This is a genomic window from Curvibacter sp. GW821-FHT01G03 (genome assembly GCF_059422285.1).
The window spans coordinates 96517-117550 of the sequence record NZ_JBWKWP010000018.1; the positions used below are offsets into that span (position 1 = coordinate 96517).

A 21034-nucleotide genomic window follows, 5' to 3' on the forward strand; every position below is an offset into this window, starting at 1 on the left:
TTTTAAGGCCATTAACCATCGATAAAACCCTATGCATGTCAGCTTTCGGCAGCTTCAATTGTTCTTGGCCCTGGCCGAGCAGGGCAGCATCAGCGCCGCCGCCCGGGCCTGCCATGTGACCCAGCCCACGGTGTCGATGCAGCTCAAGGAGCTGAGCGAATCGCTGGGCCTGCCCTTGTACGAACAGGTGGGCAAACGCCTGTTTCTGACCCAGGCCGGCGAAGAGCTGGCGCGCAGCGCGCGCAACATGGTGGATGAGTGGAGCGGCCTGACCCAGCGCATCGACGCCATGAAAGGCCTGCAGCGCGGGCGCCTGCGCGTGTCGGTGGTGAGCACCGCCAAGTACTTTGTGCCGCGCATGCTGGGCGCCTTCTGCCAGCGCCACCCCGACATCGACATCGCCCTGCAGGTGCTGAACCGGGACGGCGTGCTGCAGCGCCTGCGCGACAACCTGGACGACCTGTGCATCATGTCGATGCCGCCCACCGACCTGGACATCGAACAGCAGGTGTTCATGCCCAACCCCCTGGTGGTGATTGCCCCGGCCTCGCACCGGCTGGCTGGCGTGAAACGGATCGAACTGAACGAACTGGCCCACGAGCGCTTCATCTTGCGCGAGCCCGGCTCGGGCACCCGCCTGGCCGGCGACGCCCACCTGAGCCGGCTGGGCTTTCAGCCCCAGGTGCGGCTGGAGCTGGGCAGCAACGAGGCCATCATGCAGGCCGTGGCCGGCGGGCTGGGCCTGGCCCTGGTGTCGGAACACGCCCTGGGCGAACACCGGGTGGACGAGGCCCTGACCGTGCTGGACGTGAACGGGTTCCCGATGCACGCGCACTGGTACATGGTCTACCTGAAGGGCAAGCGCCTGTCGCCGCTGGCGGCCGCCTTTCACAGCTACCTGGGCGCCCAGGCCGCGGCGCAGCGCGCAGCGCAAGCCGCTGGCGCACCAGGCGCTGTGGCCGCAGGCGAGATTTCGTCGCCTTCTTGACGGTTCGGGCTGGCAAGTGTCACGCAAGACTGGTAATTTGAGACCGATAGCCGTTCAATTAACACCTTTAACCGCTCGTACCTCTGATGACCTTGAAACACATTCCCGATCCGACCGACACCCGCAGCCAGCGCATGGTTTACGCGCTCAAGCAATTGCTGCAGTTCAAGCCGGCCCAAGAACGCGAAATGGCCATCCATGTGCTGAGCGGCGTGGTCGTGACCCCGCTGGACGACCCCCAGCGCGAAGGCCACGGCCTGCTGAACCTGAGCTTTCCGGGCGGGCGCAGCGAAGCCGTGATGGGCGACGCCTACCTGAAGCTGCAGATGATCGAGCACTGCCGGCTCGAACGTGATGGCCTGGAGGGCGAAGGCCCGGTGGCCGCGCGTGTGCAAGACCTGGCCCAGAAGCTGGCCCAGATCTACGAACTGGGCTGAGCCCCGGCCGGCCCGCGCCCAACCGCATCCCCCCAACTGACCGGAGCCCGACCATGAGCCAGCCACTGTCAATCGATGACATGCTCAAGATGCCCAATACCTTGCTGTACGACCCGGTGAGTGAGGTGGGCGCCGCCTACGACGGCCTGCACCGCCTGATCACAGAAAAAGCCAGCCACGCACTGGTGCACTACGCCCTCAACGACGGCTATCAGGATGCCCCCTGGGACCCCGCCAAACACGACCCGAACGGCGACTGGAACCCCCTGCCGTCGTGGCTGCAAGGCGAGGCGCTGCACCGCTGCGTGCTGTACTGGATCAAGAGCGGCGACGAAACCGACGAAGACCTGCTGAAGATCCCCGCGGCTTGAAACGCCCGCGTGAAGTGACCGCGTGAGGTGACCGCGTGAAACGATCGATCGGCAGCCCGCTCAGGGCTTGCCGACCGCCACCGGGGCCATGGTGACCCGGGGCATGGGCTTGAAGTCTTCCAGCGCCGTGACGCTGAACCCCACCCGGCCGTTGTCCCAACCCCGGTTGGGCGTGAAGCCCACACGGGTGACACGGCCCAGGTTGCCGATCACCTTGGGCGGTACATCCACCAGGCGGTCGTAATCCACGAAGGCATAGGCCCGCCAGGTCATGCCGGCCTTGGGCAAGGGCTCGTTGGACAGGTTTTCGGCCACCCAGGCATCCTGCACCCAGCATTGGGGCCCGGGGCGGATGGGGTCGATGATCTCGGTGACCACCTGCATCTCATCGCGTTTTTCACGCTCTTCCTTGAGCGTGCGGGCCGTCGTGAAGCGGATCACACCATCCAGCACCAGCGTGCCGCGCGCATCGGGCCCGACCGGCGTGTTGGCATCACGGCACAGGCGCACCTGGCCCGACTCGCCCCGCGCCTGCACGCCACCGGCCGCCAACAGGGCCGACACACACACCACACCGATCAGAAACTTCATGGGAACCCCTCAGCGGCCTGGGCCTGCCCCCGTCTTGATCAGGGGCCCAGCCTGGCACATCGATTATTTGTAACTGGCTGGCATTTCATCACAAATCGCCCAGGCAGAGCCACCGCTGCAACGCCCAGGGCGGACTTGTTGCACATGAGCGGGGGAGAAATTTCAGGCCAGGCCCCAGCGCCTGCTCTCAGCCCCCGACCGGCCGCAGCCGGGCCGGTGACAGCATCTCGGCCGTCAAGCCAAACCCGGCCAGCCGCTCGGGCAAGGGCAGGCCCCGCGCCAGTGCCGCACAGGCCTCGCCCATGGCTGCCGAGGTTTGAATGCCATAGCCCCCCTGCGCCGCCACCCAGAAGAACCCCGGCAGCTGCGCATCAAAGCCGCCCACCAGATCGCCATCGGCCACAAACGAGCGCAGCCCGGCCCAGGTGCGCGCCGGGCGGCGGATGCTCAGGGTGGTGGCCTCTTCGATGCGGTACAGCGCCAGGGCAATGTCCATCTCTTCGGGCTGCACGTCTTGCGGCGGCACCGGGTCGGCATTGGCGGGCGAGCCCAGCAACATGCCGGCATCGGGCTTGATGTACCAGTCTTCGCCGGCCCCGATCACCGCCGGCCAGGCCGCCACATGGGCACCCGCAGGCGCCGCAAAGGTAAAGGCTGAGCGCCGGCGCGGCTCCAGCCCCAGGGGCTGCGCCCCCGCCAGGGCCCCCAGCACATCGGCCCAGGCGCCCGCGGCATTGAGCACCACCGGGGCCTGGTACACCACGCCACTGGCGCGCACCTGCCACACCGAACCCACACGCTGCAGCTGATCCACCTCGGCGTTGCACACCAGCTGGCCGCCCGCCTGGCGCATGCTGCGCAGGTAGCCCTGGTGGATGGCGTGCACATCCATGTCGGCGGCATCGGGCTCGTACACCGCACCCACCACCTGCTCGGGCCGCAGCGCGGGCACCATGGCACAGGCCTGCTCGGGGCTGAGCTGGCGCGCATTGGGCGCCATGGCCTGCAGCACCGCCCAATGCGCCGCCAGCTCAGCCTCTTGCCCCGGGGCCGCCACAAACAGCACGCCGCGCGGGCTGAGCAAGGGGTGATCGCCAAACGCGGCCGGCGGCTGCTCAAAAAACACCCGGCTGGCCAAGGTGAGCGCCCGCACCTGCGGCGTGCCATAGCTCTCCATGAACAAGGCCGCCGAGCGGCCGGTGGAGTGGTAGCCGGGCTGGTCTTCGCGCTCCAGCACGATCACCTTGCCATGCGGCGCCAGCCAATGCGCCACCGAGGCGCCCGCAATGCCGGCCCCCAGCACCAGAAAATCGGCATGCACCGGGGAGGAAGGGCTTGAGGACGATGAAGAAGTGGGGGTAGTCATGGCGCCCAGTCTAGGCATAAATTTGCATATACGCAAATTTTCAAGCCCAAAACAAGGCACAACGGTACCCACCGCGCACCACCCGCCCCTGGCAGAATCAGCGCACAAACCACGCCCACCCACCATGCCCGCCCCCGCACAACAAAACGCCCTGGACCGGGACACCTTTGGCCAACGCCTGCGCCAGGCCCGCAAACAAAAAGGCTGGACGCTGGCCCAGGTGGCAGAGCGATCGGGCGTGTCGATCACCACCATCTCGCGCGCCGAGCGCGGCCAACTGGCCCTGGGCTACGACAACTTTGCCGCCCTGGGCCAGGCCCTGCAGATGGACATGGGCTCGATGTTCTCAGACACCCAGCACCCGCCCCCCAGCCCCTTGCAACAAGGCCCCGTGCTGACCCGCGCCGGCCAGGGCGTGGTCTACCAGGGCCCCGCCTTTGCCTACGAGTTTCTGGGCACCCAGGCCGTGGGCAAAAAGATGATCCCCACCCTGGGCACCGTTCACGCCCGCCGCATCACCGGCCCGCAAGACTTTGCCCGCCACCCCGGCGAAGAGTTTGTCTACGTGCTCTCAGGCGCCATCGAAGTGCACTTTGAAGACGGCCAATGCCTGCCCCTGGGCCGCGGCGACTCGCTGTACTTCGACAGCCGCCTGGGCCACGCCTACATCAGCGTCAGCCGGCAACTGGCCAAGGTGATTGGGGTGGTGACGGATGAGAGTGGGTTGATGAGGGAGGCGCGGGGGGAGTGAGGGGCATTCGGCGCTCTCCACGGTGCTTTGAATCCCAGGCGACTCGGGGCAGAAGCCCTTTTGGAGAGACGCAGGAGGCGATTCCACCCGCTGCAGTGAGGCCGCCGGCATCCTGCTGGACAACGCCGCCGAAGGTACCTACCATTGATCATTACCATCAAGGAGCCCTTTATGGACACCGCACGCCTCTTTCAATCTGGCCGCAGCCAAGCCGTACGGCTCCCCAAGGCATACCGCTTCGCAGGCACCGAAGTCGTGGTGAAGCATTTTGGCAACGGGGTACTGCTGCTGCCCGCAGACGACCCCTGGCAAACCCTGCAAGCCGGGCTGGCCACGTTTGAGCCTGGCTTTGAACTTGTTCGGGAGCAGCCTGAAACCCAGCAGCGGGACGAGATTGGCCCATGATCCTGCTGGACACCAACATCTGTATCTACATCATCAACGCCAAGCCCCCTGCCGTATTGGCGCGTTTTCAGCAGTACCGCATGGGCGATGTCGGACTGTGCAGCGTGGTCGCGGCCGAACTGGCATTTGGTGTGGCCAAGAGCGGCTCGACCCGCAACCGCCAAGCGTTGGAGATGTTTTTGGCCCCACTCTCCATCCTGCCGTTTGACGACGCAGCGGTGTGGGCCTACGGCGATCTGCGTGCAGACCTCGAACGGCGTGGCACCCCCATTGGGGCGCTGGACACCATGATTGCCGCCCACGCCCTGAGCCAGCAGGCCCTGCTGGTCACCAACAACACCCGAGAATTTGCCAAAGTGCCAGGTCTGCAGCTAGACAACTGGGCCGCCGCCACCTGATTGTCAGATCGGGGTCGCCACAAGCCCCTCCGGGCACCGTGCAGGCCCGCCGCATCACCGGCCCGCAAGACTTTGCCCGCCACCCCGGCGAAGAGTTTGTGTACGTGCTCTCAGGCGCCATCGAAGTGCACTTTGAAGACGGCCAATGCCTGCCCCTGAACCGAGGCGACTCGCTGTACTTCGACAGCCGCCTGGGCCACGCCTACGTCAACGTGGGCCGGCGGCTGGCCAAGGTGATCGGGGTGGTGACGGATGAGAGCGGGTTGATGAGGGAGGCGCGGGTGGGGCAGAACCCAGCGCACCACGAGCACTGAAAGCTCGCAATATCGAGATTTTGGTAAGTTGCGAAAGCCACGGCGCGAGCCCAAACCGGGGATTGACAGCCCCAAAGCTGCGGACGCTCGATGCCGTCGTGATCTCCGGTGGGTTGGCCATAGGGCTATGAAACCGCTGCTGACTCCATTGCCGTTTGCGAAATCAAACCCGCGTCCGCATTCAGTCAGGTGCAGCACTGCCATCGTCCGGTTGGGTGAGCCGCCGAATCGTCAAAGCGCAGCGCTGCTCAATCAAGACATTGATTTGCTCAACCACGGCGTTTCCGGCAAAACCGTGCCCAGAGTCAGACTGGAGCTTGCGTGCCATGGCTGGCAGCGACTTAGCCAACTCCAAAATGCGCCTTCTGGCCAGCGCTTTGGTAAGCCCGACGCTTTCAGCGAACCGCTCCCAATGCCTGGCCTGGATCTCGCTGAATTTGTATTTGCCTCCGATCTTCATCGCCATCTTGGGCGTCAGCGTTGGATATACCGCCGTCGAAAGTGTGTCGTAGAACGGTGCCAGAACAGGGGCCTTGCCTGAATACAGCAGCGAGAAGTTTTTGGCGTGCGCATCATGATTGCCGATCAACGCATTGAAAATCACGCAGTCGAGCAGTCGCAGGATCTGCGGCGCACTGGGCCGCGTCGCGCGGCGAACAAAATCAAAGCACTGGGCCAGATCCGGGCCCCCCTCATTCTGGTACTTCATCTCTGGCACCACCCCCAGTGCCTGGCAGAAATCCTCTTGATGAAGGCGTTGTCGGTACCCTTGGCCATCGATGAGTCGGTCGTAGCGCTCAACGAGCAGAAACGAGCGATCCAGCACCCGATGCACTTTTGATTTCGCTGGTTTGAGCTGCATGGCCTCAGCCAGTGCCATGCAGAATCCCTCGTTGATCACGCTATCTTGAACGGCGTGAATGGCGGGTTTCAGGATGTGAGAGCTGGGCGCGCCGCCCATCGGCAGCCCGATACGGGCACCATCAAAAACCACCGGCAGCTTGTCTTGGGCGCCAGCCAGTGAAAGTCGCAACCCGTCTTTGCCCGCCAGCATGGGGCGGCGAGGTAATTCATCCAGGATGGCAATGACTTCGTCGTCGCTCAGCCATTGAACGTCATCGTTACCCGTCGCCGCAGGCAAGGCCTGCCCGGGCTCAAGAAAGGTCACGGCTCCGGCGCACTCGCCGCCAATGTGGTCCAGCAAGGCAAAGTCGTTCTGGCCGGACACCTGGAACTGCTGAGCAATCAGTCGGCGCATCTGCCCTTCAGGCAGCAGACCCGCAAAAAATGGGCGCGTTTTACGATCGTCGAACGGCCCTGCTTGCAGGGGCAGCGAGGCGGACAAGGCGACTGCGTTTTGATGCGAAAGCCAAGCCGGTGTGTAGCAGAAGTTCAATCGGCCATCCATCAGAGCCAGTGTGCCGACACGTTCGGCGAACAGCCAGACGTCAAGCTCATGCGCCATGGTCATCACCCTCACGTTGATCGTTAACCGCAACCGATGGCAAGCCGCTCAAGTGGACTTCTCCGCCCAGCGCATCAATGACCCGCAACACGTTTTCCAGCCGCACGGTGGGCTTGCCAGCCTCAAGGTCAACAATGAAGCGCACCCCCACCCCCGCTGCCAGCGCCAGCTGGGGCTGAGTCAGCCCGAGCCGCTTGCGGGCGGCACGAAGTGCAGAGCCGAGTTGCTGAGGTGATTGGATGGATGTCATGGCTTGATCAATTTCCCGTTCGGTAAATTATCGTCCAGGACCATGCTATGTGCGAGTGATATTTCCCGATCGGGAATGGCGATTGCCATCTCAACCCAGATCACAAAAAACCTTCCCGAACGGGAATGTTGGATGTGTCTGGCAAAGCGCGGCTCGTTGGCCACGCGCAGCAGTTTCTGGCGTTCTGCCTCACTCAAGGCGTGTGAGGGGCTTGGGCGATGATGATTTGCCAAGGGCCCACCACGGTCTTTGCGGATTTCATCATTCATCACCCGCCAGCCCGGCTTCTGACCAGGAGGGGTTGAAATCACTGCCCACGTCCCAGCCGACGTTCTGCCCGAGTTGTCGCCCCCGATCCAGCCGCGTCAGGAACGTCGCCTGCTGCGCAGTGGGTGTGCTTTGACAACCTCGCTTGCCACATCTGCATCAGGCCTGCCCTGGCAGCGCTCACTTGATCACATCATGTAGCGCGTAGGCGCCGATTGCCGCTCTTTGATCAAGGTGGCGATCAGCTGGCTGGTCATGCCGTCCCAACTTTCGCCAAGGGTTTGGAGCAGCTTTTCGGCCTCATCAAAACGCCCCAACTCACGGTACAACTCGGCCAGCTCCAGGGGTACCTGGGCCGCGGTGCGGTGGCGTCCCATTCCAACAAAAGTTCGCTCAGCCGCACCATGTTTTCGCGCTGCTCGGCCGTGGGCTCAAAAGCGGGCTGGGTGAACGGGCTACCTGCTGGCCTGCTGTAACTGGGCGCCTTTCGCCCCTTCAACTTGTCCCACCACATTCTGCGATCCGGGTTGGCCGCCAGCCAGGCGGCCTTCGTCGCCGCCTCCTCGGCATCACGATGCTGGCGATAGCTGTCCCTGTACGGATGATTGAGAAAGTGCCAATACCCCAGCCTTGCAGCCACCTCCAGGTCTTGAGCTTGGGCATGGGCAATGCAGTCAGGCAATTGCTCGTCAGGCACATGATCCATGCGTGGAAGGTCACTGGATTCGGCCGTCTCGATTTCCACCAAATTTTTCGTCAAAACATACTGGCCACAATTGCAGCGACGCAGGCCTTGGTCGTTGGGCATCAAGGAGCGCTCCAGCCACCCGTCAGTCCAATACTCGAACGCGGAAAAGTTGATGGAAACGTACCGGGGAAACACATAACGCGCCCCACAACACGGGGCGGCCAAGATAGTCACCCCTCGAACGATGGTCATGTATTCATCTTTCTGAGGCCTGGCAGGGGTTCAAGCACCCAGTGACCTCTGCCAGACGCGTTGGTTCATATTGGCATTTTCCTCGCGCGATCCGCGGTACCGAGTATTCAATGCGTCAAGATCTTCCGGAACGGTCTTGATGCACCTGATCGAGCGCATCACGGCGTTGCCCCCGCCTACCGCCATCAGCGGCGCCTGACCAGGGTCAGACGATGGAATCCGTGCAAGCCCTAGTCACAATGTGGACCATGGCCACCTCATCGAAAAGCCCCTCGCCCAAGCCCGCCGGGGTCAGCACCCGAAACGCCAAGGTACTGCAGCTCAAAGTCGAATTGCAGGGCGTGCGCCCCAAGGTCTGGCGGCGCGTGTTGGTACCAGCCAGCATCCGCCTGCCCAAGCTGCATGGGGTGCTGCTGCGTGCCATGGGCTGGGGCGGCGGCCACCTGCATGAGTTTGAGTTTGCGGAAGGCCGATATGGCGAGCCAGACCCGGATTGGCCCGACGAGTCAATGGACGACGAATCCAAAGTGACCCTGAACAAGGCGCTTGACGGTGGCAGCACGTTCACCTGGGTCTACGACTTTGGCGATCACTGGGCCCACAAGATCAAAATCGAGCGGGTTGATACCCTGCCCGCCGCCCTGAAGTTGCAGTTCCCCATGTGCCTGGCCGGCGCGGGGGCATGCCCGCCTGAAGACATTGGCGGGGCGCCAGGCTACGCCGAATTCCTGCAAGCCATTGCCGATCCAGCGCATCCGGGGCATCTCGAGATGACGGAATGGATTGGGCGGCCATTTGATGCCGATGCCTTTGATGTGCAGGAGGTTCAGGATCGGTTGTATGAGATTAGGCTTTAGGCGAGTGGTTTTGCGAGCCCCACATTGAATCACCCTCTGGTTGAGCCAACTACAAGTCACTTGGGTAGGAGATCTTCTAAAAACTCCGAACTGGGCAGGGCACTGGTCACCATCAACCGATCTCGAGCCCGAGTGCAGGCTACATAGAGCAAATGCCGCTCGGTGTTGTAGACCTCTTCAATGTCAGCGTCGTCCGTGACTGCCTCGACGCGTTCCTGCAATGGGATCACCTCGTCGTCGCAGGCCATCACAACCACTGCGCGGAACTCCAGCCCTTTTGCCAAGTGCATGGTGCAGACACTGGCTTGCCCGTTGGCTGTCTCCACATGCTCGTCCAACACGTTGAACGGAATACCAGCAGCGGTAACGGCAGCCACCGCCCGCGGTATCTGGGCATCAGAGCGAACGAAGATACCTATCTCGTGCGAAGCCAATCCATCTTTCGCCCGGTCAAGAATCCATGCGGTAACCGCCTTGCACTCCGCGACCTCGGACTTGAACGAACGAATGTCAGGGGCAGGTCCGTTAAAGACGGATACCGTGCCGCGACGGTCCTCGCTGTTGCCATCCACATCTGTGACATCCGGTCCCAGCAATTGGTCGGCTTGGGCCCGGATTTGATGCGAAGTTCGGTAGTTGATGTGCAGCGTGCGTGACCGCCCCCGGATATCGACACCCAGCGACTTCCACGAAAACGGCTGTTGAAAGATTCGCTGCCCCAGGTCACCGGCAAAGAACAAGCTGTTCGGGCGAACTTGCCCTCGGCTGGTACTGACCGCTGCCAGAAACTTCAGCTGAGCGATGCTCACATCCTGCGCCTCATCAACCACCACGAAGTCGAAGGGCTGATGTGGCAGCGTCGCGGCTTTCCCTGCCAGGCGGCTGAACATCTCCGCATGCGTGATCAGTCCGGCCTGTTTCAACGCTTCTTGCGTTCGCTCGAAAACAGCCCATAGAGCAACGCGCTGGGACTCCGAAAGCCGGGTCTTGCGCCCAAGCCGCTTCACATCCTTGTAGGCCTCCCACGTCTTCAACTGCCAAGCATCAACAAGATCATTCCACTCACCAAGCAGGAAGCGTTGGCCAAACTTCAGGGTGGTATCAGCCTTTGCAGCGTCAAGCAAGACCCGAACGATCTGTGCCTGAGAGGCCAGTTTCGGCTTTCCCCAATGCGCCGCATACAAGCGAGCGCCAATGGCCGACATGGACTGAACCTCCAGCCTCTCGGCCAACCTCGGTTGATTACTGATCAGGTTTTGCAGCTTGGTAGCCAAGGCACTGGCCAGGGTCTCGGAAAACGTCGCCAGGAGCACCCGGCTGTCTTGATGCTGTCGGGCCAAGTGAACGGCACGGTGCAATGCCACGATGGTCTTGCCAGTACCGGCCGAGCCGGAGATTCGGGCAGGCCCGGTGTAGTCGCGCTCAACCCATTGCCGCTGAGCCGGGTGAAGAAAGACGGTCCACTTCTCCCATGGGAAGTCGAGCGCCCGTTCCAGTTCTTCCACGTCTTTCATGACCCGGAATCGGCGCTGTGCATCCGGGTGGCTGAATGGATCGGCCCCCGGTTGGATCGCCGCCACTGGCTTCGGCGCTCCGCCCGTTGCCAGTTCTAGCAAGGCCTCGGCAGCCTCGGCAGGAAGATGGTCAGCCAGCACCAATAGACTGTCTTCATCCACCTTGCGCACATCAGCCAGCCATTCGGGTGGAACGCCATAGCTCAACAGTTCGTCATCAGTGCGCCTGTCAAACAACAAGCTCTTTGCCTTTGGAACGCCAACCGGCTTCGGTGCCTTGGCCTTGACACCATCAGGCGCCACTGCCACCTCGCCAGTGCGAACTACGACTTCTTCAACGCGTTCGCGAATCTCGACCCACTGAGCGGCACCCGTCTTGGGATGCACTTCCAGCTTTCGGCGCTCTGCCCACTTGTAGGCCTTATCGTGATGATCAACATAGCAGAGCAGGAAACTGGTGGCTGTCTTGTGCACGATCACGCGAATGTCGCTGCTGACCCTGACCGACCAGAAATTCTTGTCCTTCGACTGCTCTATCTTGTGCAAGCTCATGCTCGGGTGAGCCGGGTTCAACTGCAAGTCGAACGCAGTCGTCTTCACCGCTTTCTGCTCATCGCCGGTGAGTCTGGCGAGGCTGTCAGTAAAAGTATCGGCAATGCGGAAGTCCATCGTGCTGTCTCCCGCGATCAAAAATCAAGGTGCTTGCCGCAGTGGCCGATGACCAGCCGTTTTTCCGCGCCGATCCACTCAAAATGGACACGCAGAGTTTCGGCCACGCTGTCTTTGATGCCGATCTTGAGATGCTTCTCCATCGAAATGTCAGTGCCACGGTAGTTGAATGTCCGTCTCCTCTTACCAAGTTTGCTCAACGCCTGACCCTCGTTTTGGGCGTAATCATTTGCCCCGAAGGCCCGCTTGCCGATCATGTCGCCTTGCCCACTAGCAAGAGCCGACCAGTAGTCATTGACAAAGCTCCAAAGCAGGTCGAAAGCGCGTTTGCCGTAAATGAACTCTTTGGAGTCCTGAGCGGATTCATAGGCCGAATCCAGCACGACAACGCGATCAGGGAAAAACGTACTGATGATCGTCAGCGATTGCTCCAAGCTTGGCTCTCCATTCACCAGAGAGGCCACAGCATCCCGCAGTGGCTTGATGGCAGCAATCTCATCCTCAGTTGCATCCCCCGACGATTGGCGGCCGTTCAGCGCGTGCTTCAAGCCGTCAATGTCGGCCTGCAAACGATGGGCCAGTGACGCTTTGTCTTCAAGGTCCTGGCGAAGTGCTGCCACTTCCCCGTCTTTGGCAAGCAACTCTTTGTCGGCTTCCTCAAGCAATGCGGCGTATTCATTGGCCTCATCGCTGTTCTTGGCCTTTTGGATGCTCGCCGCGAGTTGACTGCGCAACGCAGCCTGGCTGACCACATCCAAGGAAATATGCTTCCACGAATACGGCAGGTTGGTGCGGTGAGTAACTGACGCCAGAATCTCAGAATCGAGGTTCTTTCCGTCGGCCGTCAAATCTGCCAAGTCTGCGGGGCGGTACAGGGTTCGATCGCAATAAACACCGCGGTCGCTGGTCCGCGCCTGAAAAAGCACGTTGATCGCACCACCCCAAGCGCCGTAGCGGCTGCTCAATACCTCTTCGATCTTGAAGGTATCTACCCCCGCTGGCACTTCAACAACTTCGGCGATACCCACTAACAAAGTGCGCAGACGCTCGGGCTGCACAGCGTATACACCATCACGATTGGCACTGACAACCACAATGGGGTACTGTCGCGCTTCGCGCTCGACCTCCACCAAAAATGCCGCTGCACTAGATTCATCCAACCGCTTGATCCGCAACCCTGGAGTGTCGCCACTAGGCTCACACGATTCCATCAAAGTCTGCACCAATCGAGGCCGAGTGACCTGAATAGGCGCTGTTACACGGGCGCTGATTTCATCAGTCCGCAACAATATGGTGCATTCAACAGGTCCGTGCTCATCCAGTTGTCGCAGTCCAACCTCCGTGAACCAACGACGCCCAGCCACCTCGTTATCTCCGTGCGATAGCTGCGCACAGAACAACAAAGGGTACGCAGGGTCGCTCTCCGGACCATAGGTCGCCCGCGAAACCACCATGCTACCGTCTCTCAACCGCTGACGTAAACCGGCTACAAGTTGCCGCCCTTCAACATAGCCGCCCGTGCGCTTGCCCATCCAGCGGGCAACGCACTCCACGATTTGCTGGGGCCCATCTTTGGGTTCGAGGTGAAATCGGCTGCTGTAGACGAGCATGTAGTCTTCTCCCTGTCTGTGGTCGCTTATGCGCCAGTGTTTCTTGTTTGGCTGCGCAAGGCCTCGACGGCCTTTGCAAGTGCAGCCACATCAGGCGCCTGTGCACCCCAGTCCTTCCAGAAGTCACGCGTAGCACTATCTGGCGCGACAGTCGGAAGGTCCAACTTGATCCGCGATGGAAGTAGGACCGCATCCCCCAGCATCAGCGCCTCGCCGGTGTCGAGCAACGGCAGCACGCTGGTCAGGCCTGCCAATGAGTCGGGCATCAAACGTTTGATAACCCCTTGATCCGCATCATTGGTCAGACGCAGGGACAGGAAGTTGTTGCACTGGCTCAGGATCGTCCTACTGACATCTGAAGGACGCTGGCTCACCACCAGCAATGAGAACCCGTACTTGCGGCCTTCCTTTGCGATCCGCTCAAAGGCCCCAAGGGCCTGGCGCTGCACAGCATCGGCATCGTCGCGCACCGGTAGATACAAGTGGGCCTCGTCGCACAGCAATGTGACGGGCGTGCGCTTTTCGGCGGCCATCCAGAACTGCACGTCGTAGAGCAACCGCGCGAGCGTGCCAGTAACCACAGGAAGAACATCCGATGGAACTTCCGAGAAGTCGATGATCTTGATGCCTTTGCCGCCGCTCGATCCGAGCAGCTTGGCAATCTGCGCGGCGAGCCAGTCGTAGGTATTCGCAGCGGCAGGCGGCGTAAACATAAAACCATAGCGCCGATCTTCGAGCTTGGCCTCCATTCGAGAAATGAACCGCGTTAGCTTGTCTTCCCACTCTCCTTTGACTGGGCCAGTCTTGCCGACACCCTTTGCAGTGTTGTCAGTATTCAAAATATCCAGCAGGTCACTGATCGCGTATGGAATCGGGGAGTCAACGGTAAAAGTTTTGGCAACGTCATTCTTGCCTTCGGCTTTGAGCGTCTTCTCCTTTAACGCCCTCACATGCGAGGTGAACCGCGACGCCTGATTGGGGGCGTTCTGGTCGCTGCGGTCGAGGATCATCGACAGCATCTCGTCACGGTTCAGCAGCCAATAGGGCAGAAACAACGCATCATCCGCAGGTGCTGCCAGGTCACCTGGGCCAGCGATGCGTAGCCGCGTGGCGAAACCGCCCTTGCTCTCATCGGCCAGCGGGGCATACTCCCCGTGCATGTCGAACACCAGAATGTTCGGGTACTTGAGCTGAGCCGCCCTCTCAAGAATCAATGCCACCGCGTAGCTTTTCCCGGAGCCCGTGCTGCCCAAAATCGCGGCGTGCCTTTGGAAGAACTTGTCGCCGCTGGCAATGGCTTCCGCAGTCCTGTCTGCGACGAACACCCCCAGCTTCAATCGCTCATTGGGAGGGTAGTCAGCGCCGAGGATGCCCATGAATCGCTGGAGGTTTGCCCCTTCCACGACGTAGCATTCCCGATCAATCTGCGGAAAGCTATCCGCGCCCCGCTTGAACGTATTCTTCTTCTCGCCATCGACAGTCCGAAAGGTGCCAATCAACGCGCCACGTACCGTGTCCGTCGGAACGGCGGTCAGCGGCAAGTCATCCCCATCGGCAGGCAACTCGTCTGGCAGAGCATCGCTCAGACTCCGCGTCACCCGCTCGGTGATGGCAATCAGGAACTCGCGCTCAGTGCTGCCCTTGATAGCGATCAGGTTGCCGATGCCGATCCGGGTCAGCAACACTGAATTCGAGACATCGACAGCCACTCGGCTTGTATCGACAGAGGAAACACGGCCAAGCAAATCTGCCTCGACGAATTGCAGTGCTGCGGTCATAGCAGTCATGGTTCAAGAACCTCCGTAACGAATGAATCTACGTCCCACATTCCGACTCCCGGAAAGAAGAACTCTTTTTGCTCAATGATGACCGTAGTCCCAGCAACGCCTGACACCTCGGCATATTCAAGGGCAATGACATTCGCGTGCATAAGCGCCAACTGCCTCGCCACAGTGGACAGCGACCGAGTCAGCATCAACGTGGGCTTACCCCCTTTGATGCAAGGCGACAGATGCGTCTCCAGATGGTCATCATTGAATCCGTAACCAAGCACGAGGAATCTGCTTGCGCGATCAATCGCATCGTTGGCTTTGGATCGGTGATGATCAAAAGGACTGTCATACCCATTGCGAAATTTGTTGTGACCTGGCGTGATGATCAATCGAACAGCATCAACCAAATCACCGGGATAAAAAACTGGGCGGCCAGCCCTCGCGTACCAATCCAAGCTGCCGTGGGGCTTGCATATCAGGGCACGAGGACGATAGTGAAACGTTGCAGCAGCTGGGCGCTGTTTGACTGTGACCTTGCGGCAGAAACTCAACTGGCTTTCGCGCTCGTTAAGTTGCCCCGCGAAGCGGCCCACAAACATCGTGTCGGCACCAATATCTGCCTCCTCCGCCGCAATCTCCACCAGACGGTCGTAGTTCGTCGTGACGATGGTCAGACCGGCTGCGGGCTTGACCAAGTGCGGCAGCAGTCGGGTCAGTCGAAGCTTTCGCGTGCCCGTAAACACCTCCGACACGACAGTACGCTCACGCTCTGCGATCAGTTTTCCGGTAGCGGTCGCAATCGCTGACTCAACAGCGGGGGTAGGTGGCACGGCAAGTAGCGCCCCTTCAAGCCCTTTTGTGGCGAACAACGCCGATGCTGATGCCCAGGCAGTGGCGTCAGCGCCAGTCAACCCACCGCCGACATGCGCAAGCAGGTACGCTGCCAACTCGCCCATGCCCGGCAGCCCTTCGGCACACGACAAGCCCGACCCCACAATCGTGACCAGTCCGTCACTCAGATGTTCTTGTAGGCGTACCTTGACGTTGTGCAGGTCCATCGCGCGTCTCAGACTTTGAACACCTTCATCACCTCATCACCCAGGTGATTGATCACCTTCACGGCAATGCGGCCAGACTTTGGTTTATCGAATGGGCGTGAGGTGTCGCTGTTCAAGGTCGCCCAGGCCTCTTCGTTGATCTCGGCCTTCAGCGTGGTCTTGAGCGCCTTGTAGGGATCGTTGGCACCCAGGAAGTAGGCATGGCGGACAAAGAAGCTTTCCTCGTTGTAGTCGGTGTCGATGAACCAGCAGGCGATGCCGTCGGCGCCGTCACTGCGCACCTCGCCAGTATTGGGGTGGAACACGTCCACACCGTTGACTTTGACGCAAACCTGGCCCTCGGCAGCGTCGAGGATGTCGATGTCGGGTTCGCCGAAGATCACGAACAGGTTGCCCTTGCCGGTGTTCTTAAGGTCTTCTGCCATGTGCAAGTCGGCGTTCATACGTGCCTTCAGCACCGGGATGCGGCCTAGCTTCTCGAACTCTGACGAATGTGCGTCGTAGTTGAACGCACAGGCGATCAACACATCGAAACCTGCGTCGCCAGCCTCGCGTGCGGCGGACACCAAGTCGGGGCGGGACACCGTGCCGAACTCTGGTCCGATGAAGATGGCCGCACGCTTCTCGCCTGTGCTGTCTTCGTATATGCCTTCACCACAAACCAAATCACCAGGCCAAGGCACCAGCGACGTAAAGAAAATTTTGTCTTCCTTGTGAGCCTGTTGCACCCCAGCGTTCTTTAGATTCTCAAGAATGATTTGCACGAAGTCGCGAGCAGCGTTGTACTCAGCTTGTTGTTCAGCCACCTTTGGGTCATTCGGATCGATCAGTTCGTCGTTCTCATCTACTCCAAGTACTCGGTGTGGCGATAGGCTTTCAACGGTAAATGGGCCAGCTACCCGCACCTTCTTCTTGTCCTCATATGGACTGTCATAGAGGTACTCAAACTCTGCCTTTGCGGCGATGGATGCATCGATCTCCACCTGACGAAGTCTGCGCTGTTCCCACCAATCCCCATGCAACTTCTTCGCTGCTATTGACCATTTTTCATCCGCTTCGCCAGGAATTTCCCACTCGTTCCAGGTCTTCTTAAGTTCAGTGTTGAGCTTTTCGCGCAACGGTTCCAACAGCGTTTGGAACTTATTCCAAATGACTTCAATCTCCGCATTGTTGGCGATTGTTTCCAACATGATGTGCGGCACTCGCTGGTATACAAATCCCTGTGCAACGTTGCCACGAGTTGGACGCGAAGAAGGAACGGTACGCGTGATTTCAGACTCTTTCAGTTGCCCTTCGCGACTATCCGCCAACAGATAGTATGGATATCGCGCACCCATAATTCGCGCTCTGGCCAACGCTAGCGAGACACGGGATGTGTCGATAGTGATCCAGCGACGCCCCCACTGCTCTGCAACATATGCAGTAGTTCCGCTGCCACACGTGGGATCAAGAACAAGGTCACCGGGATCGGTCGCCATCGCTATGCATCGCTCGATCACTTTCGTATTCGTTTGTACGACATAGACCTTATCGTCTGTAAAGCTGCCTGATCCTGTGTCTGTCCAGACATTGCCATGAACACCAACTGCAAAGTCGGTGTGAAAGCGGACGTACTGAATGGAATTCTCGGCTACGTGAATTCGCGAGGCCATCGCCAAACGATTCATGCCCGTAGGGTGTGACGCTTTCCAGTGAGAATTCTTACTCCATGAGTCGTAAGTCTTTCCTCTGAAAGTAAAGGGTTGGGGCTCTTTGGATCGCCCTTGAGAAATTATGTTGTCAGGCTTGTAAGGCAAGACATTTTCTGGAATCGAACTTTCACCCCTCTTCTCAGCTGCCGAAACACCGCGATAGGTGAAATCCTTGAACATCAACCACCTAGCATTGCCCTCACCAAGCTCGAACTTTTTCGGAAAAAGTGGAGGGTGCGCTTTCCCACGGGATTTATCTTTGGCAAACCAAAGGACATAGTCAGCAATGTTTCCAATGTAGTTTGTTTTAAATCCAGTAGTTGTCTGAACTGAAATTTGACTAACGAAGTTCGTAGACCCAAAAACCTCCTCTAGGACAGAGCGGACCAAGTGAACGTTCTCATCACCAATCTGTACAAATATAGATCCCGAGTCAGTCAATAGATCACGCGCAACAGTCAGTCGATCACGCAGATAGGTCAGGTACGAATGAATTCCATCCCGCCATGTATCACGAAAGGCCTTCACCTGTTCTGGCTCGCGCGTGATGTGCTCGGCATTGCCATCTCTCACATCGCGACTGGTGGTGCTCCACTGGAAGTTACTGTTGAATTTGATTCCGTAAGGCGGGTCAAAGTAGATGCACTGCACCTTGCCGCGCAAGCCCTCACGCTCAGCAAGTGATGCCATCACTGCCAGGCTATCACCCAAGATCATGCGATTGGCCCAATGGGCGTCATGTGCATAGAACTCGGTCTTGGCGTCCTCGTTGGGCAGGCCGTTGAAGTCGGCAAACATATCGACTTGCGGGGCGTTTGTGCCTTGCGCACGTTCGGTCTGACGTTTGAGGTCATCAATCAAAACCTTGGGGTGCACCTTCTCTTGAATGTAGAGCGGCGGCGCATGCACAACCAAGTCTGACCAATCTTGTTCATCCTTGCCGCGCCAAACCAGTTGTGGGTCCAAGTCACGGTTGCGGTCTTCGCGCTCACGTGGATAACGGACAGGAATAGGCTTTTGCTGCTCCTGCTTCATGACCGATTGATATTCAGCCGTGGGGATGTTCTTGCGGGTGGCGTCTTCGTGCTTGAGCGTTTCAACGCTCAGTGGGGTGTTCTTCTTGGTAGCCATATCAGAGTGCGCCCTCGGGTACTGATTCGGTGGCCGGGGCAACGGCGTCGATCATTTTGTTGAATTCGGCTTCGACCTTCTTGGCGAAGTCATGCTGCATTTGGTACACGTCAACGAACTCGACAAAGGCCCAGCGACCGTAGGCGCCCAGGTTGTTGACGCCGGGAACCCAGTAGGTGTCCATGGTCAGCTTCTTGTCTTTGGCGTCTTCGCCCCTGTAGCCCTTGATCTCAACGATGAGGTTCAACAGGTCGTCAGGGCCATGGCCGTCGTCGATCTGCACAATGAAGTCGGGCCGGTACTTTCGCGTTTCGGAGCCGTAGCGGTACGGCACCTCAAGACCCAGGTTGTGGTTCTTGACGTAGGCCACCACGCGCGGGTGGCGTTCGGCCACGCGGCAGAACTCAGCCTCCCAATCGCTGTCAAGAATCACCCAGTTCACATGGCACTTGGGTGGCGGTCCGTTGGTTTCCCAGCGTTCGGTCTTCGAGGTGTTGAAGTTGACGAATCGGGTGGTGCCCGTAGCGTTGTACGGGTCCAGCACCGCCTTGATGGGGCGCTTGTTGCCTTGCTCGGCCTTGGTGATGGCAGCGGTGATGCGATTGCAGGCCTCGTCGGCAAGTTCCTGGTACATCAGCTGCGCCGGGTAAGTGTCGCCCTTGCAATCTAGGCAGGTGTCCAGCCATTCCTTGGTGATGCGCTTGAGCTGGCCGAACAGGTGCAGCTTGGGTTCGTCACCCGGGTCGCGCCAGTGGTTGATCAGCAGACGCTTGGTGAGGTGCATCAGCAGGGTGGAGTGCCGCATGTCAGCCAAGTGATCCAGGCTGAGGTCAACCGTCTCCCCGATGATGCCTGCATTCTGCGTGATGGATGGGCCCACCAAGTCAGGCGTGAGCACCAGCACTGAATCAGCAGTGAACTCCGCTGTCAATCGCTCATCTGGCAACTCGACCCGGTAGCCCTGCACGCGGGGGAACTGAATCTCTAACGCGGCACGGTCTTGCTGTGCTCGGACCTGCACCGTCTCACGCGGCGGCTGGGGCTTGGAGATCACCGGTTTGGCGGTGAAATCAAACGGGATGCCTAGCACATCGGCGTATTCGACGTTGAACAGGCCTTCCTCGTTCAGGTCGTATGACTGGCGGCGCAGGGCACGGCCAATCACCTGCTCGCACAGCAACTGGGTGCCAAAGGCACGAACGCCCAGCACGTGGGTGACAGTGTTGGCGTCCCAGCCTTCGGTCAGCATGGACACGGAGACAACGCAGCGAATCGAGTCGCCCAACCGACCAGCCTTGCCCACGGTGTTCATCACTTCGCGCAGCAGCCGTGCGTCGTCAAAGTCCTTACCTGAGCGAAGTTCATCGGCCAAGGCGCCGCCACGCTCGAAGACTTCTTGCTTGAACTGTTCGATCTCAGGACCTGCAGCTGCACGGAAGCTGTCGTCCAGCGCGTCGCCGGACTCCAGTTGCTCGCTGTCGATTAGCAGCGTGCGGGGGCGGCCGAAGGGATTGCCGTACTCGTCGGTGTTGCGGAACAGTTCCAGCCGCCCAGGGACTGGGGTGGAACTGCCATCTTCATTCTCGCGGTTGAAGCCGGAGATGAAGTCGTAAACCAGCTTGGACGTGGACGTGTTGTTGCACACCACGATAAAACAAGGCGGCACCTTGATGCCAGCGGCTTGCCACAAGTCGAAGGTCTTCTTGTAATGACCATACAGGGCTTCAAGCGCCGTTTGCAGCTCAACCGGCAGGCTCAGCGGATCGAGCGACTTCGCAGCACCCCGCCCCTTCTTTGGCATGCGGGTGCGGATGTGTTCCCACAGATTGCGGAACTTCGGCATCTCGCCACCGGGGATGTTGTCAGCCACGGGCACACGGGGTAGCTTGACGATGCCGCACTCGATGGCGTCCATCAGCGAGAAGTCGCTCATGGTCCATGGGAACAAGGTGCCTTCAACGTAGCCGGAACCAGCCAGGAAAAACGGCGTGGCCGACAGGTCCACCACCTTGGCAACGCCAAGCTTGCGGTTGACTGCCTCCAAGCCGGTGATCCACATGCGGGCGGCTTCGTTGTTCTCGTCGGCTTCTTTCTTCTCATCACCTTTCAGCGCATCCAGCTCTGCGTCCGGCTTCTCGCGGTAGCAGTGGTGGGCCTCGTCATTGATGACCAGCACATTGGTCATTCCC

General features: G+C 59.9%; 19 protein-coding genes and 1 pseudogene. 8 read left to right on the forward strand and 12 right to left on the reverse strand.

Annotation, left to right across the window (positions count from 1 at the left end; all coding sequences use genetic code 11):
• The first annotated feature begins 31 nt into the window (after positions 1–31).
• The 3 genes from AC07VS_RS23215 (at position 32) to AC07VS_RS23225 (ending at position 1796) form a co-directional block, all read left to right on the forward strand.
• Entirely contained in the window at positions 32–988 is a 957-nt protein-coding gene (locus AC07VS_RS23215; protein WP_494752135.1) for a LysR family transcriptional regulator, read from the forward strand.
• Between the two features lie 86 nt (positions 989–1074).
• Positions 1075–1425, forward strand: a complete 351-nt coding sequence (locus AC07VS_RS23220) for a hypothetical protein (protein WP_492347037.1) — start codon at positions 1075–1077, stop codon at positions 1423–1425.
• 53 nt (positions 1426–1478) lie between these two features.
• Entirely contained in the window at positions 1479–1796 is a 318-nt protein-coding gene (locus tag AC07VS_RS23225) for a hypothetical protein (protein WP_492347036.1), read from the forward strand.
• A gap of 60 nt (positions 1797–1856) precedes the next feature.
• On the opposite strand, the gene AC07VS_RS23230 is transcribed toward AC07VS_RS23225, so the two are convergent.
• Positions 1857–2387 carry a hypothetical protein gene (locus AC07VS_RS23230; RefSeq protein WP_492347035.1) on the reverse strand — a complete coding sequence of 177 codons (531 nt, stop codon included), beginning with the start codon at positions 2385–2387 and terminating at the stop codon, positions 1857–1859.
• Between the two features lie 187 nt (positions 2388–2574).
• Positions 2575–3753, reverse strand: coding sequence for an NAD(P)/FAD-dependent oxidoreductase (locus tag AC07VS_RS23235; RefSeq protein ID WP_494752136.1), 1179 nt, complete (start codon positions 3751–3753; stop codon positions 2575–2577).
• A gap of 124 nt (positions 3754–3877) precedes the next feature.
• Here AC07VS_RS23235 and AC07VS_RS23240 point away from each other — a divergent pair, with 124 nt between their 5' ends.
• The 4 genes and pseudogenes from AC07VS_RS23240 to AC07VS_RS23255 form a co-directional block, all read left to right on the forward strand.
• On the forward strand, positions 3878–4504 hold the full coding sequence (locus AC07VS_RS23240; protein ID WP_494656511.1) for a helix-turn-helix domain-containing protein: 627 nt from the start codon (positions 3878–3880) through the stop codon (positions 4502–4504).
• Positions 4505–4675: 171 nt separating this feature from the next.
• Complete coding sequence (locus AC07VS_RS23245) at positions 4676–4909, forward strand: antitoxin (protein WP_492347032.1); 234 nt, start codon at positions 4676–4678, stop codon at positions 4907–4909.
• Positions 4906–5307: a type II toxin-antitoxin system tRNA(fMet)-specific endonuclease VapC gene (gene vapC, locus AC07VS_RS23250; protein WP_492347031.1), complete on the forward strand. Its 402-nt coding sequence runs from the start codon at positions 4906–4908 to the stop codon at positions 5305–5307. The genes AC07VS_RS23245 and vapC overlap by 4 nt, the downstream gene beginning before the upstream one ends.
• Positions 5308–5339: 32 nt before the next feature.
• Positions 5340–5621: pseudogene (locus tag AC07VS_RS23255) on the forward strand (cupin domain-containing protein); the annotation flags it as partial.
• A 181-nt stretch (positions 5622–5802) separates the two neighbouring features.
• Here the strand turns inward: AC07VS_RS23255 and AC07VS_RS23260 are convergent.
• From AC07VS_RS23260 to AC07VS_RS23275, 4 genes are all read right to left on the reverse strand, one after another.
• Positions 5803–7092 carry a type II toxin-antitoxin system HipA family toxin gene (locus AC07VS_RS23260; protein ID WP_494752137.1) on the reverse strand — a complete coding sequence of 430 codons (1290 nt, stop codon included), beginning with the start codon at positions 7090–7092 and terminating at the stop codon, positions 5803–5805.
• Entirely contained in the window at positions 7076–7336 is a 261-nt protein-coding gene (locus AC07VS_RS23265) for a helix-turn-helix transcriptional regulator (protein WP_492347029.1), read from the reverse strand. The genes AC07VS_RS23260 and AC07VS_RS23265 overlap by 17 nt, the downstream gene beginning before the upstream one ends.
• Complete coding sequence (locus AC07VS_RS23270; RefSeq protein WP_494752138.1) at positions 7333–7605, reverse strand: hypothetical protein; 273 nt, start codon at positions 7603–7605, stop codon at positions 7333–7335. The genes AC07VS_RS23265 and AC07VS_RS23270 overlap by 4 nt, the downstream gene beginning before the upstream one ends.
• A gap of 186 nt (positions 7606–7791) precedes the next feature.
• On the reverse strand, positions 7792–7980 hold the full coding sequence (locus AC07VS_RS23275; RefSeq protein ID WP_494752139.1) for a tetratricopeptide repeat protein: 189 nt from the start codon (positions 7978–7980) through the stop codon (positions 7792–7794).
• An 811-nt stretch (positions 7981–8791) separates the two neighbouring features.
• On the opposite strand from AC07VS_RS23275, the gene AC07VS_RS23280 reads away from it, so the two are divergent.
• Positions 8792–9400, forward strand: coding sequence for a plasmid pRiA4b ORF-3 family protein (locus AC07VS_RS23280; protein ID WP_492347026.1), 609 nt, complete (start codon positions 8792–8794; stop codon positions 9398–9400).
• Between the two features lie 56 nt (positions 9401–9456).
• Here AC07VS_RS23280 and AC07VS_RS23285 read toward each other — a convergent pair whose 3' ends face one another.
• The 6 genes from AC07VS_RS23285 to AC07VS_RS23310 all read right to left on the reverse strand — a co-directional run.
• Entirely contained in the window at positions 9457–11583 is a 2127-nt protein-coding gene (locus AC07VS_RS23285) for a 3'-5' exonuclease (protein WP_494752140.1), read from the reverse strand.
• 17 nt (positions 11584–11600) lie between these two features.
• Positions 11601–13193: a hypothetical protein gene (locus AC07VS_RS23290; RefSeq protein WP_492347024.1), complete on the reverse strand. Its 1593-nt coding sequence runs from the start codon at positions 13191–13193 to the stop codon at positions 11601–11603.
• A 26-nt stretch (positions 13194–13219) separates the two neighbouring features.
• Positions 13220–14980 (reverse strand): ATP-binding protein, encoded by a 1761-nt coding sequence (locus tag AC07VS_RS23295; protein ID WP_494752141.1) that lies wholly within the window; start codon positions 14978–14980, stop codon positions 13220–13222.
• Complete coding sequence (locus AC07VS_RS23300) at positions 14977–16023, reverse strand: SIR2 family protein (RefSeq protein ID WP_494752142.1); 1047 nt, start codon at positions 16021–16023, stop codon at positions 14977–14979. Before AC07VS_RS23300 ends, AC07VS_RS23295 begins: the two co-directional genes overlap by 4 nt.
• 8 nt (positions 16024–16031) lie before the next feature.
• Positions 16032–18845 (reverse strand): site-specific DNA-methyltransferase, encoded by a 2814-nt coding sequence (locus tag AC07VS_RS23305; protein ID WP_494752143.1) that lies wholly within the window; start codon positions 18843–18845, stop codon positions 16032–16034.
• Position 18846: 1 nt separating this feature from the next.
• Positions 18847–21034: BPTD_3080 family restriction endonuclease (locus tag AC07VS_RS23310; RefSeq protein ID WP_494752144.1), on the reverse strand; the 2188-nt coding region annotated here is incomplete at its 5' end.